19 protein-coding genes and 1 tRNA gene are annotated in these 18,144 nt (G+C 42.8%); 14 read left to right on the plus strand and 6 right to left on the minus strand.

The genetic code is table 11. From position 1 onward, the window contains the following. The 3 genes from I1A42_RS02340 to I1A42_RS02350 all read right to left on the minus strand — a co-directional run bounded on the left by I1A42_RS02340 (position 1) and on the right by I1A42_RS02350 (position 3,305). Positions 1 to 1,818, minus strand: coding sequence for an ABC transporter permease (locus tag I1A42_RS02340; RefSeq protein WP_196122560.1), 1,818 nt, complete (start codon positions 1,816 to 1,818; stop codon positions 1 to 3). A gap of 172 nt (positions 1,819 to 1,990) precedes the next feature. Then, positions 1,991 to 2,066, minus strand: a tRNA-Arg gene (locus I1A42_RS02345). Between the two features lie 93 nt (positions 2,067 to 2,159). Next, a complete protein-coding gene (locus tag I1A42_RS02350; RefSeq protein WP_161153136.1) occupies positions 2,160 to 3,305 on the minus strand; it encodes a flagellar assembly protein FlgT in 1,146 nt (381 codons plus the stop codon). 162 nt (positions 3,306 to 3,467) lie between these two features. Between I1A42_RS02350 and I1A42_RS02355 the strand changes: the two genes are divergently transcribed. Continuing rightward, positions 3,468 to 4,103 (plus strand): FlgO family outer membrane protein, encoded by a 636-nt coding sequence (locus I1A42_RS02355; protein WP_161152939.1) that lies wholly within the window; start codon positions 3,468 to 3,470, stop codon positions 4,101 to 4,103. 12 nt (positions 4,104 to 4,115) lie between these two features. Beyond that, positions 4,116 to 4,550 (plus strand): LPP20 family lipoprotein, encoded by a 435-nt coding sequence (locus I1A42_RS02360; protein ID WP_161152938.1) that lies wholly within the window; start codon positions 4,116 to 4,118, stop codon positions 4,548 to 4,550. An 88-nt stretch (positions 4,551 to 4,638) separates the two neighbouring features. On the opposite strand, the gene I1A42_RS02365 is transcribed toward I1A42_RS02360, so the two are convergent. The 3 genes from I1A42_RS02365 to flgA form a co-directional block, all read right to left on the minus strand. Then, positions 4,639 to 5,064 (minus strand): flagella synthesis protein FlgN, encoded by a 426-nt coding sequence (locus I1A42_RS02365; RefSeq protein WP_161152937.1) that lies wholly within the window; start codon positions 5,062 to 5,064, stop codon positions 4,639 to 4,641. 34 nt (positions 5,065 to 5,098) lie between these two features. Next, positions 5,099 to 5,428 (minus strand): flagellar biosynthesis anti-sigma factor FlgM, encoded by a 330-nt coding sequence (flgM, locus tag I1A42_RS02370; RefSeq protein ID WP_161152936.1) that lies wholly within the window; start codon positions 5,426 to 5,428, stop codon positions 5,099 to 5,101. Positions 5,429 to 5,544: 116 nt separating this feature from the next. Next, entirely contained in the window at positions 5,545 to 6,288 is a 744-nt protein-coding gene (flgA, locus tag I1A42_RS02375) for a flagellar basal body P-ring formation chaperone FlgA (RefSeq protein WP_161152935.1), read from the minus strand. Positions 6,289 to 6,365: 77 nt separating this feature from the next. Here flgA and I1A42_RS02380 point away from each other — a divergent pair, with 77 nt between their 5' ends. The 12 genes from I1A42_RS02380 to flgK all read left to right on the plus strand — a co-directional run bounded on the left by I1A42_RS02380 (position 6,366) and on the right by flgK (position 18,139). Further along, positions 6,366 to 7,292, plus strand: coding sequence for a chemotaxis protein CheV (locus tag I1A42_RS02380; RefSeq protein ID WP_161152934.1), 927 nt, complete (start codon positions 6,366 to 6,368; stop codon positions 7,290 to 7,292). Between the two features lie 11 nt (positions 7,293 to 7,303). Beyond that, complete coding sequence (locus I1A42_RS02385) at positions 7,304 to 8,131, plus strand: CheR family methyltransferase (RefSeq protein ID WP_161152933.1); 828 nt, start codon at positions 7,304 to 7,306, stop codon at positions 8,129 to 8,131. Positions 8,132 to 8,415: 284 nt separating this feature from the next. Then, on the plus strand, positions 8,416 to 8,811 hold the full coding sequence (flgB, locus tag I1A42_RS02390; RefSeq protein WP_161152932.1) for a flagellar basal body rod protein FlgB: 396 nt from the start codon (positions 8,416 to 8,418) through the stop codon (positions 8,809 to 8,811). A gap of 4 nt (positions 8,812 to 8,815) precedes the next feature. Beyond that, positions 8,816 to 9,232: a flagellar basal body rod protein FlgC gene (gene flgC / locus I1A42_RS02395; RefSeq protein ID WP_161152931.1), complete on the plus strand. Its 417-nt coding sequence runs from the start codon at positions 8,816 to 8,818 to the stop codon at positions 9,230 to 9,232. 17 nt (positions 9,233 to 9,249) lie between these two features. Continuing rightward, complete coding sequence (gene flgD, locus I1A42_RS02400; protein ID WP_161152930.1) at positions 9,250 to 9,957, plus strand: flagellar hook assembly protein FlgD; 708 nt, start codon at positions 9,250 to 9,252, stop codon at positions 9,955 to 9,957. A 30-nt stretch (positions 9,958 to 9,987) separates the two neighbouring features. Continuing rightward, positions 9,988 to 11,295, plus strand: coding sequence for a flagellar hook protein FlgE (flgE, locus tag I1A42_RS02405; RefSeq protein WP_161152929.1), 1,308 nt, complete (start codon positions 9,988 to 9,990; stop codon positions 11,293 to 11,295). Positions 11,296 to 11,478: 183 nt separating this feature from the next. Continuing rightward, entirely contained in the window at positions 11,479 to 12,228 is a 750-nt protein-coding gene (gene flgF, locus I1A42_RS02410) for a flagellar basal-body rod protein FlgF (RefSeq protein WP_196122562.1), read from the plus strand. 21 nt (positions 12,229 to 12,249) lie between these two features. After that, complete coding sequence (gene flgG / locus I1A42_RS02415) at positions 12,250 to 13,038, plus strand: flagellar basal-body rod protein FlgG (RefSeq protein WP_161152927.1); 789 nt, start codon at positions 12,250 to 12,252, stop codon at positions 13,036 to 13,038. A gap of 60 nt (positions 13,039 to 13,098) precedes the next feature. Continuing rightward, positions 13,099 to 13,887, plus strand: coding sequence for a flagellar basal body L-ring protein FlgH (gene flgH, locus I1A42_RS02420; protein ID WP_196122564.1), 789 nt, complete (start codon positions 13,099 to 13,101; stop codon positions 13,885 to 13,887). Positions 13,888 to 13,971: 84 nt separating this feature from the next. Continuing rightward, positions 13,972 to 15,057 (plus strand): flagellar basal body P-ring protein FlgI, encoded by a 1,086-nt coding sequence (locus I1A42_RS02425; RefSeq protein ID WP_161152925.1) that lies wholly within the window; start codon positions 13,972 to 13,974, stop codon positions 15,055 to 15,057. An 11-nt stretch (positions 15,058 to 15,068) separates the two neighbouring features. After that, on the plus strand, positions 15,069 to 16,016 hold the full coding sequence (gene flgJ / locus I1A42_RS02430; RefSeq protein WP_196122566.1) for a flagellar assembly peptidoglycan hydrolase FlgJ: 948 nt from the start codon (positions 15,069 to 15,071) through the stop codon (positions 16,014 to 16,016). Between the two features lie 218 nt (positions 16,017 to 16,234). Further along, on the plus strand, positions 16,235 to 18,139 hold the full coding sequence (flgK, locus tag I1A42_RS02435) for a flagellar hook-associated protein FlgK (RefSeq protein WP_196122568.1): 1,905 nt from the start codon (positions 16,235 to 16,237) through the stop codon (positions 18,137 to 18,139). Positions 18,140 to 18,144 lie beyond the last annotated feature (5 nt).

Genomic DNA, 18,144 nt, shown 5'->3' on the forward strand with positions numbered 1-18,144 from the left:
TTAACTCTCCAGACCTTGAGCGAGACCTGTTCCGGTCATTTTTTGGATTAGAACAGTGCCTAACCAAGCGATAAGGGCAATCATAAGTACGACAGCATTGGCTGCTTGGTCGTAGTTATAATCGATTAAGCGTAACGAGTAGGTAGTGAGAACATCGGTCGCCGGTATGGCTAAGATAATAAACAGACTCACTCCTTTAATTCCTGAAATAAACGGTAGCAATATACCCGTGACTAAAGGCCCAGCTTGAATAGGAATGATGATTTTTGTCAGTCGGGTAAACCAATTGGCACCGGCAATGCGAGCCGCTTCTTCGGATTCTTTACCTAATTGAGTCATGGCGGCTATACCGGAACGGCTTGCAAATGGCATCTTTTCTGCCACCAAAGCAATAATCAGCAGAATCGGTGTGCCGTAAAGCGCTGGAATTGGGCCTCGCTGTACAGCAAAGAGAGATAACATCGCTGCTGCAAAGGCAATACCGGGTACTAAATACGGCATGAAAGTGATTTGTCTTAAAAACTGGCTAAGCCATGGGGTATTCACTCGCATGACGGCATAGCCAACCAACAATCCTAATATGCCCGATGCTATAGATGCACTTCCGACGATAAGCACGGTATTCCCCACCGCATGCCAAAAGTCGGGAGTAAGTAAGATGCCATTTTTCAACGCGATGGTATCGAGGTTATGGCCAATCCAGAAGTCTAAGGTAAAGTTATCCCACGTGAAACGACCTGGAATTTTCATGATGGTAGAAAGGAATAATGTGAGTAGTGGAATGGCAACACCAATAGTGACTACGCAACCCGCTACCATAGCGGCAGAAAAGCGCCACGGGCCTAATGCTCTGGTTCTCGTTAGGCTACCTTTACCTCCAACTGTCACGAATCGGCGTGCTTCTTTCATCATGCGTGTATCGATTAATAGAGTAATGATACCGATAAGCATGATGACACCGGCGATGACAGCGGCAACGCCATTTTGACGAGAATCTAATGAGCGATAAAGGCCCGTAGCTAAAGTGTTATAATGTACAGGCAACCCCAAAATATACGGTACTGCGAATTCACCAATACAATCGGCAAAAATCAGTAATCCTGAGGAAAGTAGTGCGGGACTAATCAAAGGGAAAAGAATTTGTTTGGCAATGATATTGGGTTTGGCACCGAGTACACGAGCACAATCTTCAAGTTGACCATCAACACGTCGTAATGCATTTCCCACAATCAGTAACACGAGTGGTGTGTAGTGAATGACCAAAATGACCACAATAGGTAAATAGCCATAGGCAAGCCAATTAGGCGTATGAACCCCCATGGCTTCTAGCCACCCAGGTTGCCCACCTATGGTTCTGTTTTTGAAAATAGTGGTCCAAGCTAGCGCAAAGGTCCAAGTAGGTAACATAAAGGGAACAACTAATGCTGTGGCAAACCACTTACGACCGAACATATCGGTGCGGTTGACCAGCCAAGCCAGAGTCATACCGAGTAATACTGCAAGTACTACCGTGGTTAAAGCAATGCTGATGGTGTGTGCAAGAGGTGCCCAAAGTAACAGTTCTGACATACGAGAAGTGAGCGAACGCGCTAAATAGTAAAGCGTCATGCTACCTTCTGCAGAGTGCACTCGGTTGCCATCACCTGACTGTACAATAAAAGCATTGGTCAAAATAGAAATGACCGGAGCCAAAATAAGGTACGCAAACAGAGCGGCAAGCATAACCCCTAATAAATTGGCGGGCTCATTCTTAGCAAGAACCAGCTTGCGATACAATCTTTGCCCAAATGGTATTGATGTTGGTTGCTGAATGTTCATAGTTTACATTGGCTAACAAGGTATGAGGCCAATATAAAAACCAACTGTGACAGAATGGTTACGTTTTGCACCTATGTGCAAAAGTTCATGAAACTGTCATATGGGGAAGCATCTTGAGGTTACTTGGGTATAAAAATAAAAAAGCAGCATTGAATGCTGCTTTTTTAATATTTGGTGTCCCCTGCGAGATTCGAACTCACGTCTAAGACTTAGGAGGTCCTTGTTCTATCCAGCTGAACTAAGGGGACTTATTGATCGCCACGCATTGTATACCAAATTGAGTAAGGCGTGAATATCAGCATGCTTAACTGACTGTAATTTGTCCAAAAATCCCGTGAGTACTAAAAGTCATTTTGTAGCTTTTTCTCCATGACATCGCCTATTTGAACACTTCCAGCTAAGTCTGCCTGATCAATTTTCGCTTCAGCATCATGATCAAACACACGGGAAACCGTTAGCGTAATATCGCTTTTAGCCACTTTTGTGCGCGGTAAGCCCTTTTGATCGATAAAGGAAGCTGTGTGCCAGAGTTCCAATTTGTCCCCTTGTTTGACGCCGTGAATACGACCCAAACTAATGGTGACCGTATTATCAAATTTGGCAACGACTTCGGGTAAGGTAATCTTACAAGCCATATTAGATTCGAGATCAAGCATGATGTCGCGAGTGAGTCGTTGCAACATCACACCATAGCTTGACTGCCAAAATCTCGCACTACTGGTGTCGACCAAACTGGTTCGTGAAAAAGGCCATATTGCTACTTGTCGATAGGTTTTATCGAAAACTCGAGTACCAGTTTTACCATCAAAGACTTTCATTTCCAGGGCGAACTGGCGATTAATATTATATTGAGTAAGATTTGCTGCTTCGATAGTGGCACTTAGATCGGTAATTTCCCCCGTAATGATGTATTGAGCTCCAGTGTCTTCAGCCACCATTTTAATTCGTTCAGGTGTTTTTTCGTTCACGGTATATTGACTTAACCCCAGCGAAACGAAGCTTTGTGAATCCAATTCAAATTGGCGGCTAAGTACTTTAGCAAAGTCTTGGTTAAGGTCATTAATTTGTCCCATAACCGCTTGTTGAGGTGTTTGAATATCGAATTGACTAATTAGAAGTGTCTTTTTGTATTGGTTGACGTGGCAACCCGTTGCCGAGGGGTAAATGTCAATACGAGCTTTTACATACATCGTATTATTATGGCTTCGGGTTCGTTCTATCTTTATGGTACGAATCTCGTTATTAGAAAACTGATATTCATCTTTTTCTGTGCTTAGTAACGTCCTGACATTACTAATATTTCCGATATCTCCGCCAGCAAAGTTGACGGCTTTATATAAAGCATCTTCTAAAGCATGCAAGCGAGCTGTATCGCTGGATGAAACGATAGGTGAACTGCCGGTGACTTCATACCAAGCGGCAAAGGCCGTTGGTGTGACTACCAGAGCAGAACAGATTGAAATTAAATAAAATATAATTTTTTTCATCATAATTAACCAGTCAGGTACAAATCTTGCTTTTCAATCATAGCAGATGTCGATAGCGCTATTCTGAATGAGTTGACGAATTTAGAAAAGCAAAGAGCGTTCCAGTTTTACGATTGAGAGAAAACGAATGCTCCATCTGTTTGATAAATGGAGATGAAGAGAATGAAAAAGTGGCTTATTTGCGTACCTGCTGCTTTATTAACAGCATGTTCGTATGCGCCTATCTATAATGGTAAAGAACCGTATAGTGGGTCGCAATTCCTATTAATGGCAAGTCCACAACATACACTCAATTATTTTGTTGAGAGTATGACCGACGATTTAATTAAGTCGAATACCAGTGTTACTGCAAGAACCCCTATTGCTGTAACCTCATTTGTTGACTTGCAAAACTTGGATTCAACTAACTGGTTGGGAAATACCGTATCAGAAGGTTTTATCAATCAGTTACAGCAACGCGGTTTTAAAGTCGTAGATTTTAAAACAACAGGTTCTATTCAAGTGACTAATCAGGGGGATTTTGCCTTTAGCAGAGATTGGAAAGATTTGTCTAAAGAGCAACAAATTCAATATGTATTGACGGGCACTATGCTGCGTCAAGAAGGTGGCGTTTTAGTTAATGCTCGAGTTATTGGCTTGCAATCTCGTGTTGTTGTCGCCACTGCTCAAGGGTTCTTGCCTGCTGACCGTATTGGACGTGATTTAGATACGCTGAATACTATGCGTAGCCAAGACGGCGTGTTGATTCGCTCAGACCCAAATATCAACGAAAAAAATACGATTATTTTACGTCATTAAGGAGAGAGTTTGATGAAAGTATTAATCAGTATCCTAATGACTGTACTATTTCTTAGTGGGTGCCAACCATTGATGTCACTCCGCGCCGATGATTTTTTAACGGCGGTGGGTTACGCCACTATTAGTGAACAGAAAGGGAACGATATTCACGAGAAGCAGATTAGGGCGATGCGAGCTTCAAAAGTTGACGCGTATCGAGAATTATCTGAACAAGTCTATGGTATGCGTATCAGTGGCAGTTCCGAGTTGCGCGATCAACGTTTAGGTAACGAGCGAGCGAGTGGCGCAACGGATGGCGTTATTCGTGGTGCCGAAGTGGTTCGTAGCTACAAAGTAGGTGACAGTTATGTCACTGAACTCCGTTTAGATATTCGTAAAATGGAAAAACTGCAAAATTTGGGTGAAGTTCAGCAAGTACCTGAACAACGACAACAAACACTGTTCTAACTTGAATGTAAGTTCACTGATCTCATTTATCATCTTCAAATAAAAAGCGACCACTTGGGTCGCTTTTTATTATATCGAACGGTTGATACTAAGCTTTTATATTGGTACCTAATGTTGATACACCACGGGTTTGTCCTGTCGCATTATAGGTCATACCATTCTTTCCTAAGCTCTGCTGCATTAGGTTATTTAATTTATTGAAGCTTAGTTGAGCTCTGTTAAGAGCTTCGCCATTGACTAAATTGGCTTCTTGGCAATCGGCAACGATCGTACGAATTTTTTCAACCAGATTATTCAAATATTCATCTTCAGTTAGGCTCAAAACATGAGGATGAGTAGCAATCCGTTGATCTGTTTGTTGTAGTTGAGACACCAAGGTTACTTTCTGTTTGGCTAGTGCTTCTATATGCGCAGAAACACGTGAAGTTATGGCTATTTTTTCTTTCTCTAACAGTTCTGCAAGATCATTTGCATTCTGTAATTGAAACTCAACTAGGTCTTGTAGTGCTGCCATTGTTTGCGCCCCATTTAGTTCTCAGGGTGTATTACTAAGATTTAATACCACCAAGTTCTTTCTCGAACTTAATAATATTATCTGCCAATTTGTCAGCATCAACGACGTAGGAGCCGTTAGCAATCGCTTTTTTAATTGCCTCGACTTTAGCACTATCAAAACTAGGTTTTGATGCCATGTCGTTACGCATTTCCTCAATCGCTTTGCTTTGTGAGCTTAGCGAAACAGCATCTCTTGGACGATTCGCTTGCTGCGATTCTTGAGAGCTAACGGAAGATGCATTGCTATCTGAACGGTTCAGAGATCGATTCGACGATGTCGAAGTCAAAGACTGCCCTGAACGAATATTATCAATGCCTGCCATAAAACGAGCCTTAATCAGTGTGATTTTGTTATAACCAATATCGACAGATAAAAGCATTACTTTAGTAATTTTATCATTCGATACTGAAATAAAAGTCTATATAAATAACTCTTAAGCTAGAACTGTACCACGACTTGACCAATTCCGCTTACTTTTGCATCAATTATACGATTAGATTTATCATTTTTCACCTTAATCTGCTCTCCGTAATTCCCATCAGATAAGGCTGTCCCTTTAGTTGTGATGCTCATCCCGCTAGTTCCAGCTTTAATGATGACGCTTTCATTACGACACACTACACAAACATCATTTTGTGAAATGACATCACCTAAACGGACACTGTGTTTTAATTTTGCGCCGATAACCATCGACTCAGAGGAAAAACCTTGCCGTCTAAAACGCAGCATATTCACCATACTTATACTAATATTTTGTGAAGTGATGACTTGTCCCCGAGTCAGTGGCGTCGCTGCGGTGATCATCGGGACATTCAATGTTACTCGGACGGGAACATAGAGTTTCCAATTATCTGGTTCACACTCGACTAATACAGTGATATGACTTGCGGAACCGTTATGTGAAGAAGAAGAAGTTTGCAAAGGGCTTGGACAAATAGTTGCATATACGCGAGAATCCAAGTCTGCCGCTTGAGCTTCAACTTCACTGCCCGCAGGTTTTTCTACAGTACTGAGAACGTGATGTTCCGCAGCGTCTTGAATTTTTTTTATTTGTTCAGGTGTAGCAGACAGCACATTAACGCTAAAGAAAAGCAATAAAAAGCCGATAGTGGTATATAAACTTCGACAGAAAGCTCTACACTTAGAGGCAGCATGTAAATCAGAACGCTTTTTTGTGAGCATGTTTGTTTCTCTGGTTTCTTATAGCCTTTAGTAGACTACCACTTTTTAGGATAAAAGTTAGAGATGGAGATTAGCTTATGACGGGTATCCTTGATTCTGTGAATCAGCGTACGCAACTCGTCGGTCAAAACCGATTAGAATTATTAACGTTTCGCCTTAACGGTAAACAACGTTACGGGATTAACGTCTTTAAAGTAAAAGAAGTTCTCCAATGTCCCAAACTTACCGCTATGCCTAACCTTCATCGTTTAGTTAAAGGGGTGGCTCATATTCGCGGACAAACCGTGTCTGTGATTGATATGAGTTTAGCAATAGGTGGTCGTCCAACGGCTGATGTTGCAAAGAGTTTTGTTGTTATTGCGGAATTTAACAGAACGATACAAGCGTTTCTTGTAAGCTCTGTTGAGCGTATTATAAATATGCGTTGGGAAGCGATACTACCGCCGCCAAATGGTGCGGGTAAATCAAACTACCTAACTGCGGTTACAAATATCGATAATGAACTCGTTGAAATTATTGATGTAGAAAAAATCTTGGCTGAAATTGCGCCCATTAATGAGAAGATGGACGAAAGCATTACTCAAGGCATTGCTGAAGCACAGCAAGAGCAAGATATTGTGCGCCGCATTTTGATTGCTGACGATTCGACGGTTGCACGTAAACAGGTGCAACGCGCTATTGAATCTATTGGTTTCGAGTGTATCCTTACCAAAGATGGCAAAGATGCGTATGAAAAGCTTCTAGAAATGTCAGAACAAGGGAGCATTCATGACCAAATTGCTCTGGTGATTTCGGACATTGAAATGCCAGAAATGGATGGTTACACATTGACTGCTGAAATTCGTCGTAATAACGATCTCAAAGATCTCTACGTTATCCTTCACTCCTCGTTGAGTGGCGTATTTAACCAAGCAATGGTTGAGCGGGTGGGAGCTAACTCCTTCATTGCGAAATTCAATCCCGATGAGCTTGGTAATGCGGTGAAATCCGCACTCATAAAATAAAAGAGAAATGAATGACTGCTATAACTATAAGCGATCAAGAATATCGTGAATTTTGTCGATTCTTAGAATCCCAGTGCGGTATCGTACTGGGGGATAGCAAGCAATATTTGGTTCGTAGTCGATTAAGCCCACTCGTTGCAAGGTTCAAATGTGGAACATTGTCTGATTTGTTACGTGACGTTGTTTCTGGGCGCAACCGTGATTTACGTGTCGCGGCTGTTGACGCTATGACCACCAACGAAACGTTATGGTTTCGCGACACTTATCCGTTTCAAGTTCTTGCTGATAAATTGTTACCAGAGATGGCGGCAAACAAACGACCGATAAAAATTTGGTCGGCGGCAAGTTCGTCTGGTCAAGAACCTTATTCAATGGGAATGACCATTTTAGAGGTTCAGCAGAAGCGTCCAGGAATGTTACCTAACGTATCAATCACAGCGACAGATATATCTACGAGCATGCTCGATATGTGTAAGGCTGGTATTTACGACAACCTTGCATTAGGGCGTGGATTATCTCCAGAGCGTCGCCGTACTTTCTTTGAAGATGCCGGTGACGGTCGGATGAAAGTAAAAGATAACGTTAAGCGCCTCGTTAACTTTCGTCCCCAGAACTTGATGGAAAGTTATTCTCTGCTGGGCAAGTTCGATATTATCTTTTGTCGAAATGTTCTGATTTACTTTTCTGCTGATATGAAATCGAAAGTTCTTAATCAGATGGCAGGATGTTTGAATCCAGGTGGATATCTATTGCTTGGTGCATCTGAATCGTTGACTGGACTGACAGACCGTTTCGAAATGGTACGCTGTAACCCAGGTATCATCTATAAATTAAAATAGCGACAATGTTTGATTTACTGATAAACCTCGGCACTAGTGCCGAGGTTTTTTTTATTTTATTCTCTTCTACTCTAACCTAGCGATAGGTATCAATTCTGTTCTTTTTGGTATATACATTAGAGTGACATTCTAAAACTACCTAAGTGAAACATGGCGTGCTATTTGCACTCTGTGAACAATATCGAACCTGGCGCAATCCATTTTCAATGATGAGTTATGAAAGTTGGTATGCTAATTGCAGTTATTCATGCAGTACGGTCAGTTCTGAATTAAAGAGGCAAAACATGGCTATTTCTTTTGATAAAGCTCTAGGGATACACCAATACACAGTTGGTCTACGTGAGCACAATGCAGAGTTGATTGCAACGAACATTGCTCAAGCGGATACCCCTGGATTTAAAGCAAAAGGGATGGACTTTCAAAAGGCATTGCAGGCGGCAACATCGGGGGCAAGTGTTAGTCTCGATCGAACCAATAGTCGGCATATTCCTGCCTCTAGCTCGATGTCAGGTGAAGTGGAATATCGTATTCCTACTCAGCCAGATACGGGCGACGGTAACACAGTTGATGTCGATTTGGAGCGTAACTTGTTTATGCAAAACCAATTACGTCATCAGGCGGCACTAGATTTCCTAGGCGGCAAGTTTAAAGGCTTAACAAAAGCAATTAAAGGGGAGTAGTTAGATGGGCTTATTTAATGTATTCAATGTAACTGGTTCTGCCATGAGTGCTGAATCTGTTCGTCTAAATACCACTTCAAGTAACTTAGCTAATGCGGATAGTGTTAGTAGTTCTGCAAAGGACACTTACAAAGCCCGCCATGCTGTGTTCGGTGCTGAGTTAAACAAAGCGCGTTACCGTAATGATCCGAATGTACCTGTGAAGGTGCTTGGCATCGTTGAGAGCAACAAGCCTCTCGTTGCTGAGTATAATCCGGATCATCCACTTGCGAACGCTGATGGTTATATTTACAAACCAAATGTGAACGTAATGGAAGAAATGGCCAATATGATTTCTGCTTCTCGTGCATACCAAACCAATGTGCAAGTAGCAGATGCGAGTAAACAGATGCTGCTGCGTACGCTGCAGATGGGTCAATAAGGATAAGGAGTTAGCGTATGGCCGGAGTCAATAACGTTGGTCAAAGCGGCTTGTCCTATGTTGATCAGCTTAAAAATCTACAAGAGAACAAGAAGCCTGATGAAACAACAGGTAAGAAAGACCTTAAACAGGAAGATTTCTTATCTTTGCTTACCAAGCAATTGTCTCAGCAAGATCCTTTTAAGCCGGTTAGCAATGACCAGATGATTGCCCAGATGGCTTCGTTTGCGACCGTCGATGGTATCGGGAAAATGAACAAACAGTTCGAAAGCCTGAACTCATCTATGACCTCAAATCAGGCCTTGCAAGCATCGTCTCTGGTCGGTCGAGACGTCTTAGTTCCTGGCGCTGCCGGAATTAAGAAAGATGGCGCAGGTATGGCAGCTATGGTGAAAGTACCAAAATCTGTCGATAACCTGATGGTTCGTATTGAAGATTCACACGGTCAATTAGTTCGTACCTTTGATGCAGGAGCGAAACCTTCGGGCGATTCTCGTATCGAATGGGACGGCAAAGACCAGAACGGTAATCCATTGCCGGCCGGAAAATACAAAGTTAAAGCTGCAGGCCTCATTGATGGCGCAAGCAAAGACTTCAGTGTTTCCACATACGCCAATGTAAATAGCGTATTACTCGGCAAAGGTAATGGTAATGTACTGCTCAATCTGGCTGGTTTTGATTCACCAGTTCGACTTGCTGAAGTACTGGAAGTTGGTAAAGCGTAATTAAGCGCTAGCCAGATAGGAGAATTTGGAATGGCAAGCTATGTCTCTCTTAGCGGTTTATCCGCAGCTCAGTTGGATTTGAATACCACGAGTAACAACATCGCGAACGCAAACACTTACGGCTTTAAAGAGTCTCGTGCCGAGTTCGGTGATGTGTATTCAAACTCACTGTTCACTAACGCGAAAACAACCCCTGGTGGTGGTGTTCAAGCGCAAAAAGTATCACAACAATTTCATGAGGGGTCGAGTATTTATACCAACAACCCTATGGATTTGCGTGTTGCTGGTACTGGCTTCTTTGCCGTAGCGAAAGATCGTATGACGCCACAGCAAAATGAGCTAACGCGTAACGGCGCATTTCACCTCGATAAGAATGACTACATGGTCAATGCTAACGATGAGTCACTGCTTGGCTATAATGTGGATCCTGAAACGGGTCAAGTGCTCTCTTACGAGCCTCAACCTCTTAAGATCCCGGCAGAGTTTGGTAAGCCAAAACAGACCGCGAATATTACTATTGGCGCTAACTTGCCTGCTAACGGTAAGTTAAAGGATCCAACTTTGTTTGATTATAGTGATCCAGAGACGTACAACCGTTCAACGTCTTCTACCATCTATGACTCGATGGGACAGTCGTATAAATTGACCACGTATTATTTGAAAGATCAGACTCAAGCAAATACATGGCAGGTTTACTACACCATGACAGATAAAGAGGGTGAAAAGCCTATCAATATCACAGGTGGTGATGCTGTGGCAGGAAGTGGCCAAGTTGGTCACACTCTGAAATTTAATAACGATGGTACTTTAGCCAGTGTAAACAATGGTCAACCGATCTTGTCTCAACAGCTAGGTTCAGGAACGCCACCTGTTGATCTTAACGGAGCCGATCCGACTCAAACATTGTCATTTGATTTGCAGTCGGCAACGCAGTTTGCTGCTCCATTTGAACTCACTAAGTTTGATGAAGATGGCGCGACCACGGGCTTCTTAACCAAGATTGATTTTGATGAAAATGGTAGTGTACTTGGGACTTATTCAAATGGTGAGAACGTGACTCTTGGTCGTGTGGCACTGGTTCGTGTACCTAACGAACAAGGTTTGGATAAGAAGAGCGGTACGCAATGGGATTCTACTCAGTTCTCAGGTGATAAAATTTGGGGCGAGTCGAACAAAGGTTCATTTGGTGCTATTAAAAACGGTACCCTTGAACAATCAAATATCGACATGACCCAAGAGTTGGTGGATTTAATCTCAGCTCAGCGTAACTTCCAAGCGAACTCTCGTGCGCTAGAAGTACATAACCAGCTACAACAAAATATCCTCCAGATTCGTTAAGGATCGGGTGGCAGAGTCAGCGGCAATCGCTGGCTCTGTTTGTTTGCCTCCTTGCCGTTTATTGTCATACCTTCCGATATATTTTCTCTGCAAATAAAGCTAATAAATTGATTTAAATAGCAATTTTAAATTGGCACGCCTATTGCTTTATATAATCACAAGACGTGTTTATTGGAGCGAATTATGGACCGCGCACTGTATCTTGCCATGAGTGGCGCTAAACAAAATATGCAAGCCATGCAGCTACGAGCCAACAACTTGGCCAACGTGAGTACAACTGGCTTTCGCGCTGACTTAGAGCAAGCTCGGTCTATGCAGGCTTATGGTGAAGGTTTACCGAGTCGCGTATTCAGTATGACAGAACGACCAGGAAACGATTTCAAACAAGGCAGCGTGATTACTACAGGCCGGGATTTGGATATTACGATTCAGGGTCAGGGTTGGATCTCTGTGGTTGATAAAACCGGTAAAGAGGGATTAACACGTAACGGTAATTTGCGTATTGATCAAACGGGTCTGTTACTAAACGGCAATGGTTATCCAGTGCTGGGAGAAACAGGCGCACCGATCACACTACCTGTACCATTGAGTAAGATTGAGATTGGCAACGATGGAACAATTTCAGTACGACCTCAAGGGGCTCCACCGGATGCGATGGAAGTGGTTGACCGTATTAAATTGGTTAAGCCGAATGATCGTTCCTTATTTAAAGATGTGAATGGCCTATTTCGCGCGAAAGATCCAAATGCCACTTATAATGCGGATGCAAGTGTGAAAGTTCTAACGGGAGCGTTAGAGGGCAGTAACGTTAATGCGGTTGGTGAAATGACCAACCTAATCGATTTACAGCGTCGTTTTGAAATGCAAGTAAAAATGATGCGCACGGCAGAAGATAACGACAAGACGTCCGATTCGCTGCTCCGTATGAGTTAGTGAGAGTCACGGGAGTTAAGTATGCAACCAGCACTATGGGTCAGTAAGACCGGCTTAGACGCTCAGCAAACCAATATTGCGACGATATCGAACAACCTTGCCAACGCCTCAACCGTTGGCTTTAAAAAGAGTCGTGCGGTTTTTGAGGATCTGTTTTACCAAAACATTAACCAACCTGGCGGTCAAACATCGCAAAATACAGAGGCACCAAGTGGCCTGATGTTAGGCGCCGGTTCAAAAGTGGTAGCAACTCAAAAAGTACATACCAATGGTAATGCTCAGACTACATCTAACGCATTAGATATGATGATTGAAGGTGATGGTTTCTTCCAGATTCTAATGCCAGACGGCAACATTGGTTATACCCGTAATGGTCAGTTTACTCTAAATGACGAAGGCACCATCGTAACGTCAGGTAGTGGTTACCCATTACAGCCCCAAATTGTGGTGCCACAAAACGCTATTTCAATCACGATTGGTAACGATGGTGAAGTATCGGCACGTATCCGTGGCCAACAGAATAACCAAGTGTTAGGGCAAATTACGACCACTGATTTTATTAACCCTGGTGGTTTAGAGCCCATTGGTCAAAACCTTTACTTACCAACGGGCGCAAGTGGTGATCCACAAGAAGGGGTTCCGGGACTAGATGGTATGGGGAATATTCGACAAAACATGTTGGAAAGCTCTAACGTTAACGTCACTGAAGAACTCGTAAACATGATTGAAGCTCAGCGTGTCTATGAAATGAACTCTAAAGTGATCTCTGCCGTGGATAAAATGATGAGCTACGTGAATCAGCAGCTTTAAGTTTTTGGTTAAATTGATGTTGAGTTGATTAATATCAGCGTTAAGAGTGAGAGATACGGGATGAAGAAGTTAACAAGCCTATCATGTTTGGTGGTGTTGCTGTCGGGATGTAGTAACTTTCTGCAACAGAATACGCCAACTGAACAAACACCTACAGTGGTCGATGCTGTTGAAGGGAATACTTCTGCAAATAATTCATCGAAGGGTCTGGATGGATTGGTCGATACGCTGCGGCAAAGAACCGATCCCGTGCAAGATGATCCGGCATGGGCACCAGTGCGTCCGAAACAGCAACCCGAACATTATGCAGCAGAAACCGGCTCTTTGTTTAATCCTGATGGAGAACGTGGATTATACGATGATTCAAAACCGCATGGTTTAGGTGACATCATTACTGTTAATCTCAATGAAAGCACTAAAGCGGCCAAAAGTGCAGATGCTGACCTATCGAAAAATAATGATGCTTCAATGGATCCACTGAGCGTCGGTGGGCAGGAGTTGAAGATGGGTAATTATAACTTCTCATATGCGCTGAAAAACGATAACAAATTCTCTGGTAGCTCTGCGGCAAACCAGAGTAATAGCATCAGTGGTTCGATTTCTGTTCAAGTTGTTGACGTTCTGGCGAATGGCAATTTAGTTATCCGCGGTGAAAAATGGATGACATTGAACACGGGTGATGAATATGTACGGCTAAGTGGTACGGTCCGACCAGATGATATTGCCAACGATAACACCATTGATTCTACAAGAATTGCGAATGCTCGAATTCAATATTCTGGTACTGGTAACCAACAAGATATGCAGGAACCTGGATTTTTGGCACGATTTTTTAATGTCTCCCTATAGACAAGATCTCGACGTCGAAGATTTGACAGTATAATGATGAAAATGAGGTCTATATGGCCTCATTTTTTTTATAAGGGTTATCCAATGAAAAAGCTCACCTTCGTGATATTAATGTTCGTTGTTGCAAGCGTTCAAGCCGCTCGCATCAAGGATGTAGCTCAGGTTGCGGGCGTGCGTAGTAACCAGCTAGTTGGCTATGGTCTTGTGACCGGTCTGCCAGGTACTGGAGAATCGACACCATTTACCGACCAAAGCTTTAATACCATGCTGCAGAAGTTCGGCATTCAATTGCCGGAGGGTACTAGCCCTAAAACCAAAAACGTTGCCGCTGTGATGGTAACCGCTGAATTGCCAGCGTTTTCGAAGCCCGGTCAAGAAGTGGATGTCACGGTATCATCGATTGGTTCTGCTAAGAGTCTGCGGGGCGGTACTTTAATGCAAACGATGCTTAAAGGTCTTGATGGCAAGGTGTATGCAGTCGCTCAGGGTAACTTAGTTGTCAGTGGCTTCAGTGCTACTGGTGCTGACGGTTCTAAACTGGTTGGCAATACGCCGACGGTAGGTATGATTTCTAGTGGCGCAACGGTTGAACGTGAAATACCTAGTCCATTTAGCCGCGGTGATTACATCACTTTTAATTTATTCCAATCAGACTTTACAACCGCACAACGTCTTGCTGATGCGGTGAATAATTTCTTAGGGCCTAATATGGCCTCTCCAGTAGATGCCACATCGATTAAGGTCAGAGCGCCGAGAGATGTCAGCCAACGAGTTGCTTTTCTATCTACTATTGAAAACCTAGAGTTTAATCCAGCAGATGGTGCTGCGAAAATTATCGTAAACTCTCGTACCGGTACCATTGTTGTCGGTGAACATGTTCGTCTTAAACCAGCTGCGGTCACTCATGGTGGTATGACTGTCGCTATTAAGGAAAATCTTAATGTGAGTCAACCTAATGGATTTTCTGGTGGTCAGACTGCTGTTGTCCCCGATTCTGATATTGAAGTATCAGAGAAGAAAGGCAAGATGTTTAAATTCCAAACAGGGACGACATTGGATGATCTTGTGAGAGCCGTCAATGAAGTTGGGGCGGCACCTTCTGACTTAATGGCCATTCTCCAAGCATTAAAACAAGCTGGAGCTATTGAAGGCCAATTGATCATTATCTAGGGAGCAGTGGCATGGCAAACTCAATCAATAACGCAAATGACATTGGCTTTATCCAAGATATTGCTGGACTTGATAGCCTTCGTAAAAAAGCGGTGAAAGGGGATAAAGCTTCTGAGAAAGAAGCTTTGCAAGCGGCGGCGCGTCAGTTTGAATCTATTTTTACGTCGATGATGTTAAAGTCGATGCGTGATGCAAACTCTGCGTTTAAATCTGGCATGTTTGATAGCCAAGCAGGCGACATGTATCAAAAAATGAAAGATGAACAGATGGCAAGCAGCTTAAGTGCTCATGGCTCATTAGGACTTGCTGATATGATAGTTAAACAGCTTTCTCAGGCTAACCTAGTGAATGATCAAGGTGAGCGAACTTTCCATGATGCAATGGAACGTGTTCATCAAGTCAGAGCAGAGAAAGCTTCAGAGCAGTTGGCAACACCGATACATGTATCTTCAGAACCAGCTACAAAAGTGCCAGTAAGCAGCACTGCAACCAAATTTGATTCGCCACAGTCTTTTGTCAAAACAATGAAGCCTTATGCAGATAAAGCCGCCAAAATGCTAGGGGTTGATTCTACCTTGTTATTGGCTCAAGCCGCTCTAGAGACCGGTTGGGGACAAAAAATGGTGAAGAATGCGCGTGAAACAAGTAATAACCTTTTCAATATAAAAGCAAGCTCTGGATGGAAAGGGGATAAGATCGCGACTCAAACACTGGAATATCAAGATAATACCCCAGTGATGGAAAAAGCTGCTTTTCGTGCTTACCCAAGTTATCAAGCCAGTTTTGATGATTATGTGCACTTCTTGAAGAACAATCCTCGTTACAGTAATGCGCTTGCTCAGAAAGGGGATGAAAACTTTATCCGTAATATCCATCAGGCAGGTTATGCAACCGATCCAAATTACGCAGATAAGGTATTGAAATTGAAATCGCAAATCGAATCGATGAATAAGATTTAATCTTATAACCGATTGACAGATTTGTAGATAGAGTCGTTCTACGTAGAAAATCGTATGCCGGTTGCTGTCTGAGTAACCGGTATTTTATTTTCGACCTCCTTGTTTTTCTTCTTATATTTCTACCGCTTACCGACTAAAACATTAATTGGCATATATGTTGCTTTATCTCTGTAGGGAGCCAGTTTTTGCTGGTGTTTTTACAGGTTTTTGGGGGCAATATGGCGTCTGATCTTCTGAATATAGGTAGGCAAAGTGTTCTTACCTCTCAGAGACAACTCAATACCACTGGTCATAACATTTCTAATGTTAATACAGAGGGTTACAGTCGTCAGTCTGTGATCCAAGGGACCAATATGCCTCGCCAATTTGGTGGGCAAACTTATGGTATGGGTGTCCATGTGGACAATGTTCGCCGCTCTTGGGATCAATTTGCCGTTAAAGAGCTGAACCTTGCCACTACCAACTTCTCAAATAAGCGCGATCACGAAGAAAATTTAGAAATGCTCTCTAAGTTACTTTCTTCGGTTGCTTCAAAGAAAATCCCTCAAAATTTAAACGATTGGTTTGATGCGGTAAAAACATCATCCGATACACCAAATGATGTTGGCGCGCGTAAAGTCGTGTTAGAAAAAGCCAACATTATTGCGCAGAACTTAAATGACTTTCACGAAACGGTTCGTCGTCAATACGAAAATACAAACGAAGGGTTAACCGTTGGGATTAAACGCATTAACCAACTGGCCATTGAAATTCGTGATTTACAACGTTTGATGATGAGAGAACCCGGTCCACATAATGATTTGATGGACAAGCACGAAAAATTAATTAAAGAGCTTTCACAATATACCAAAGTTACGGTAACCCCACGTAAAAATGGTGAAGGTTTTAACGTCCACATCGGTAATGGCAATACCTTGGTTTCTGGTACAGAAGCGAGTCAATTAAAAATGATTGATGGGTATCCAGATGTTAAACAGCGTCGTTTGGCCATGGTAGAAGGTGGTGCGGTTAAACCGATTACTCATCGTGATATCGGCGGTAAGCTTGGTGCTTTATTTGAAATGCGTGATAAAAACATTCCCGATCTTTTGGATGAAATTGGTCGTATGTCAACGGCATTTTCCTACCAAGTGAACAAACTACAAAAACAAGGTTTAGATCTCAATGGTGATGTTGGCGATGACTTATTTACCGATGTTAACTCAGAACGTATTGCTAAATCACGTGTAGTAACAGCCAGTAACTCAAGTGCTGATATGGCGGTTTATATTGATGATGTATCTGCACTCAAAGGTGGCGAGTATTCCCTGCAATACGATGGCAGTGATTATATTGCCACCATGCCTAATGGCGATAAAAAAACCTTAATCGAAAGTGGTGGCAATCTGTATGTGCAGAACGCTAATGGTGATCTCAGCGAATTAGACGGGATGCGGATTCAGGTCAATAACGCGCCTGATACAGGGGAACGCGTGTTGATTCGTCCAACTCGAAGTGGTGCTGGTGATATTAAAGTTCAGTTTACCGATGCGGAGAAGCTTGCTGCTCAAAGTTATGAGGCATCAAATACATTTGCTCAAGGTAAAGCTAAGTTCACTATCAAAGAAGCTGGCGCTCTGCGAGAGTTCCAAGTCGTGATTAATGATAAAGGCGATATGTTTTCGATTCGTGATAAGAACGGCAAAGTGTTGCTGGACAATCAAGCCTATCCACCAAGCGGACCGGTCAGCTACCAAGGTACACAGTTTGAGTTAACCTCAGGGGCATTACCCAAAGATAAATTTACCGCCAACCTTGTCCCTTCTGAAGGAGATAACGGTAACTTGCGTAAGATGATTGATATTCAAAATGCGAAAAATTTGGATGATAACGAGTCCACGTTGATCGATGTTTATCACAACTTGAATACCAATACTGGGTTGAAGCTATCTACAGCATCACGCTTGACGGATGTTGCGCGTTTAGAGCAGCAAAACGCAGCGGATCGAGTGGCTTCTGTTTCCGGGGTAAACTTGGATGAAGAAGCGGCTAATATGATGAAATTTCAGCAGGCGTATATGGCATCGTCTCGTATCATCCAAGCTGCTAATGATACGTTCAAAACAATATTGGCATTGAGATAGAGGGA

The organism is Vibrio nitrifigilis (assembly GCF_015686695.1).
GTDB classification, from domain to species: domain Bacteria; phylum Pseudomonadota; class Gammaproteobacteria; order Enterobacterales; family Vibrionaceae; genus Vibrio; species Vibrio nitrifigilis.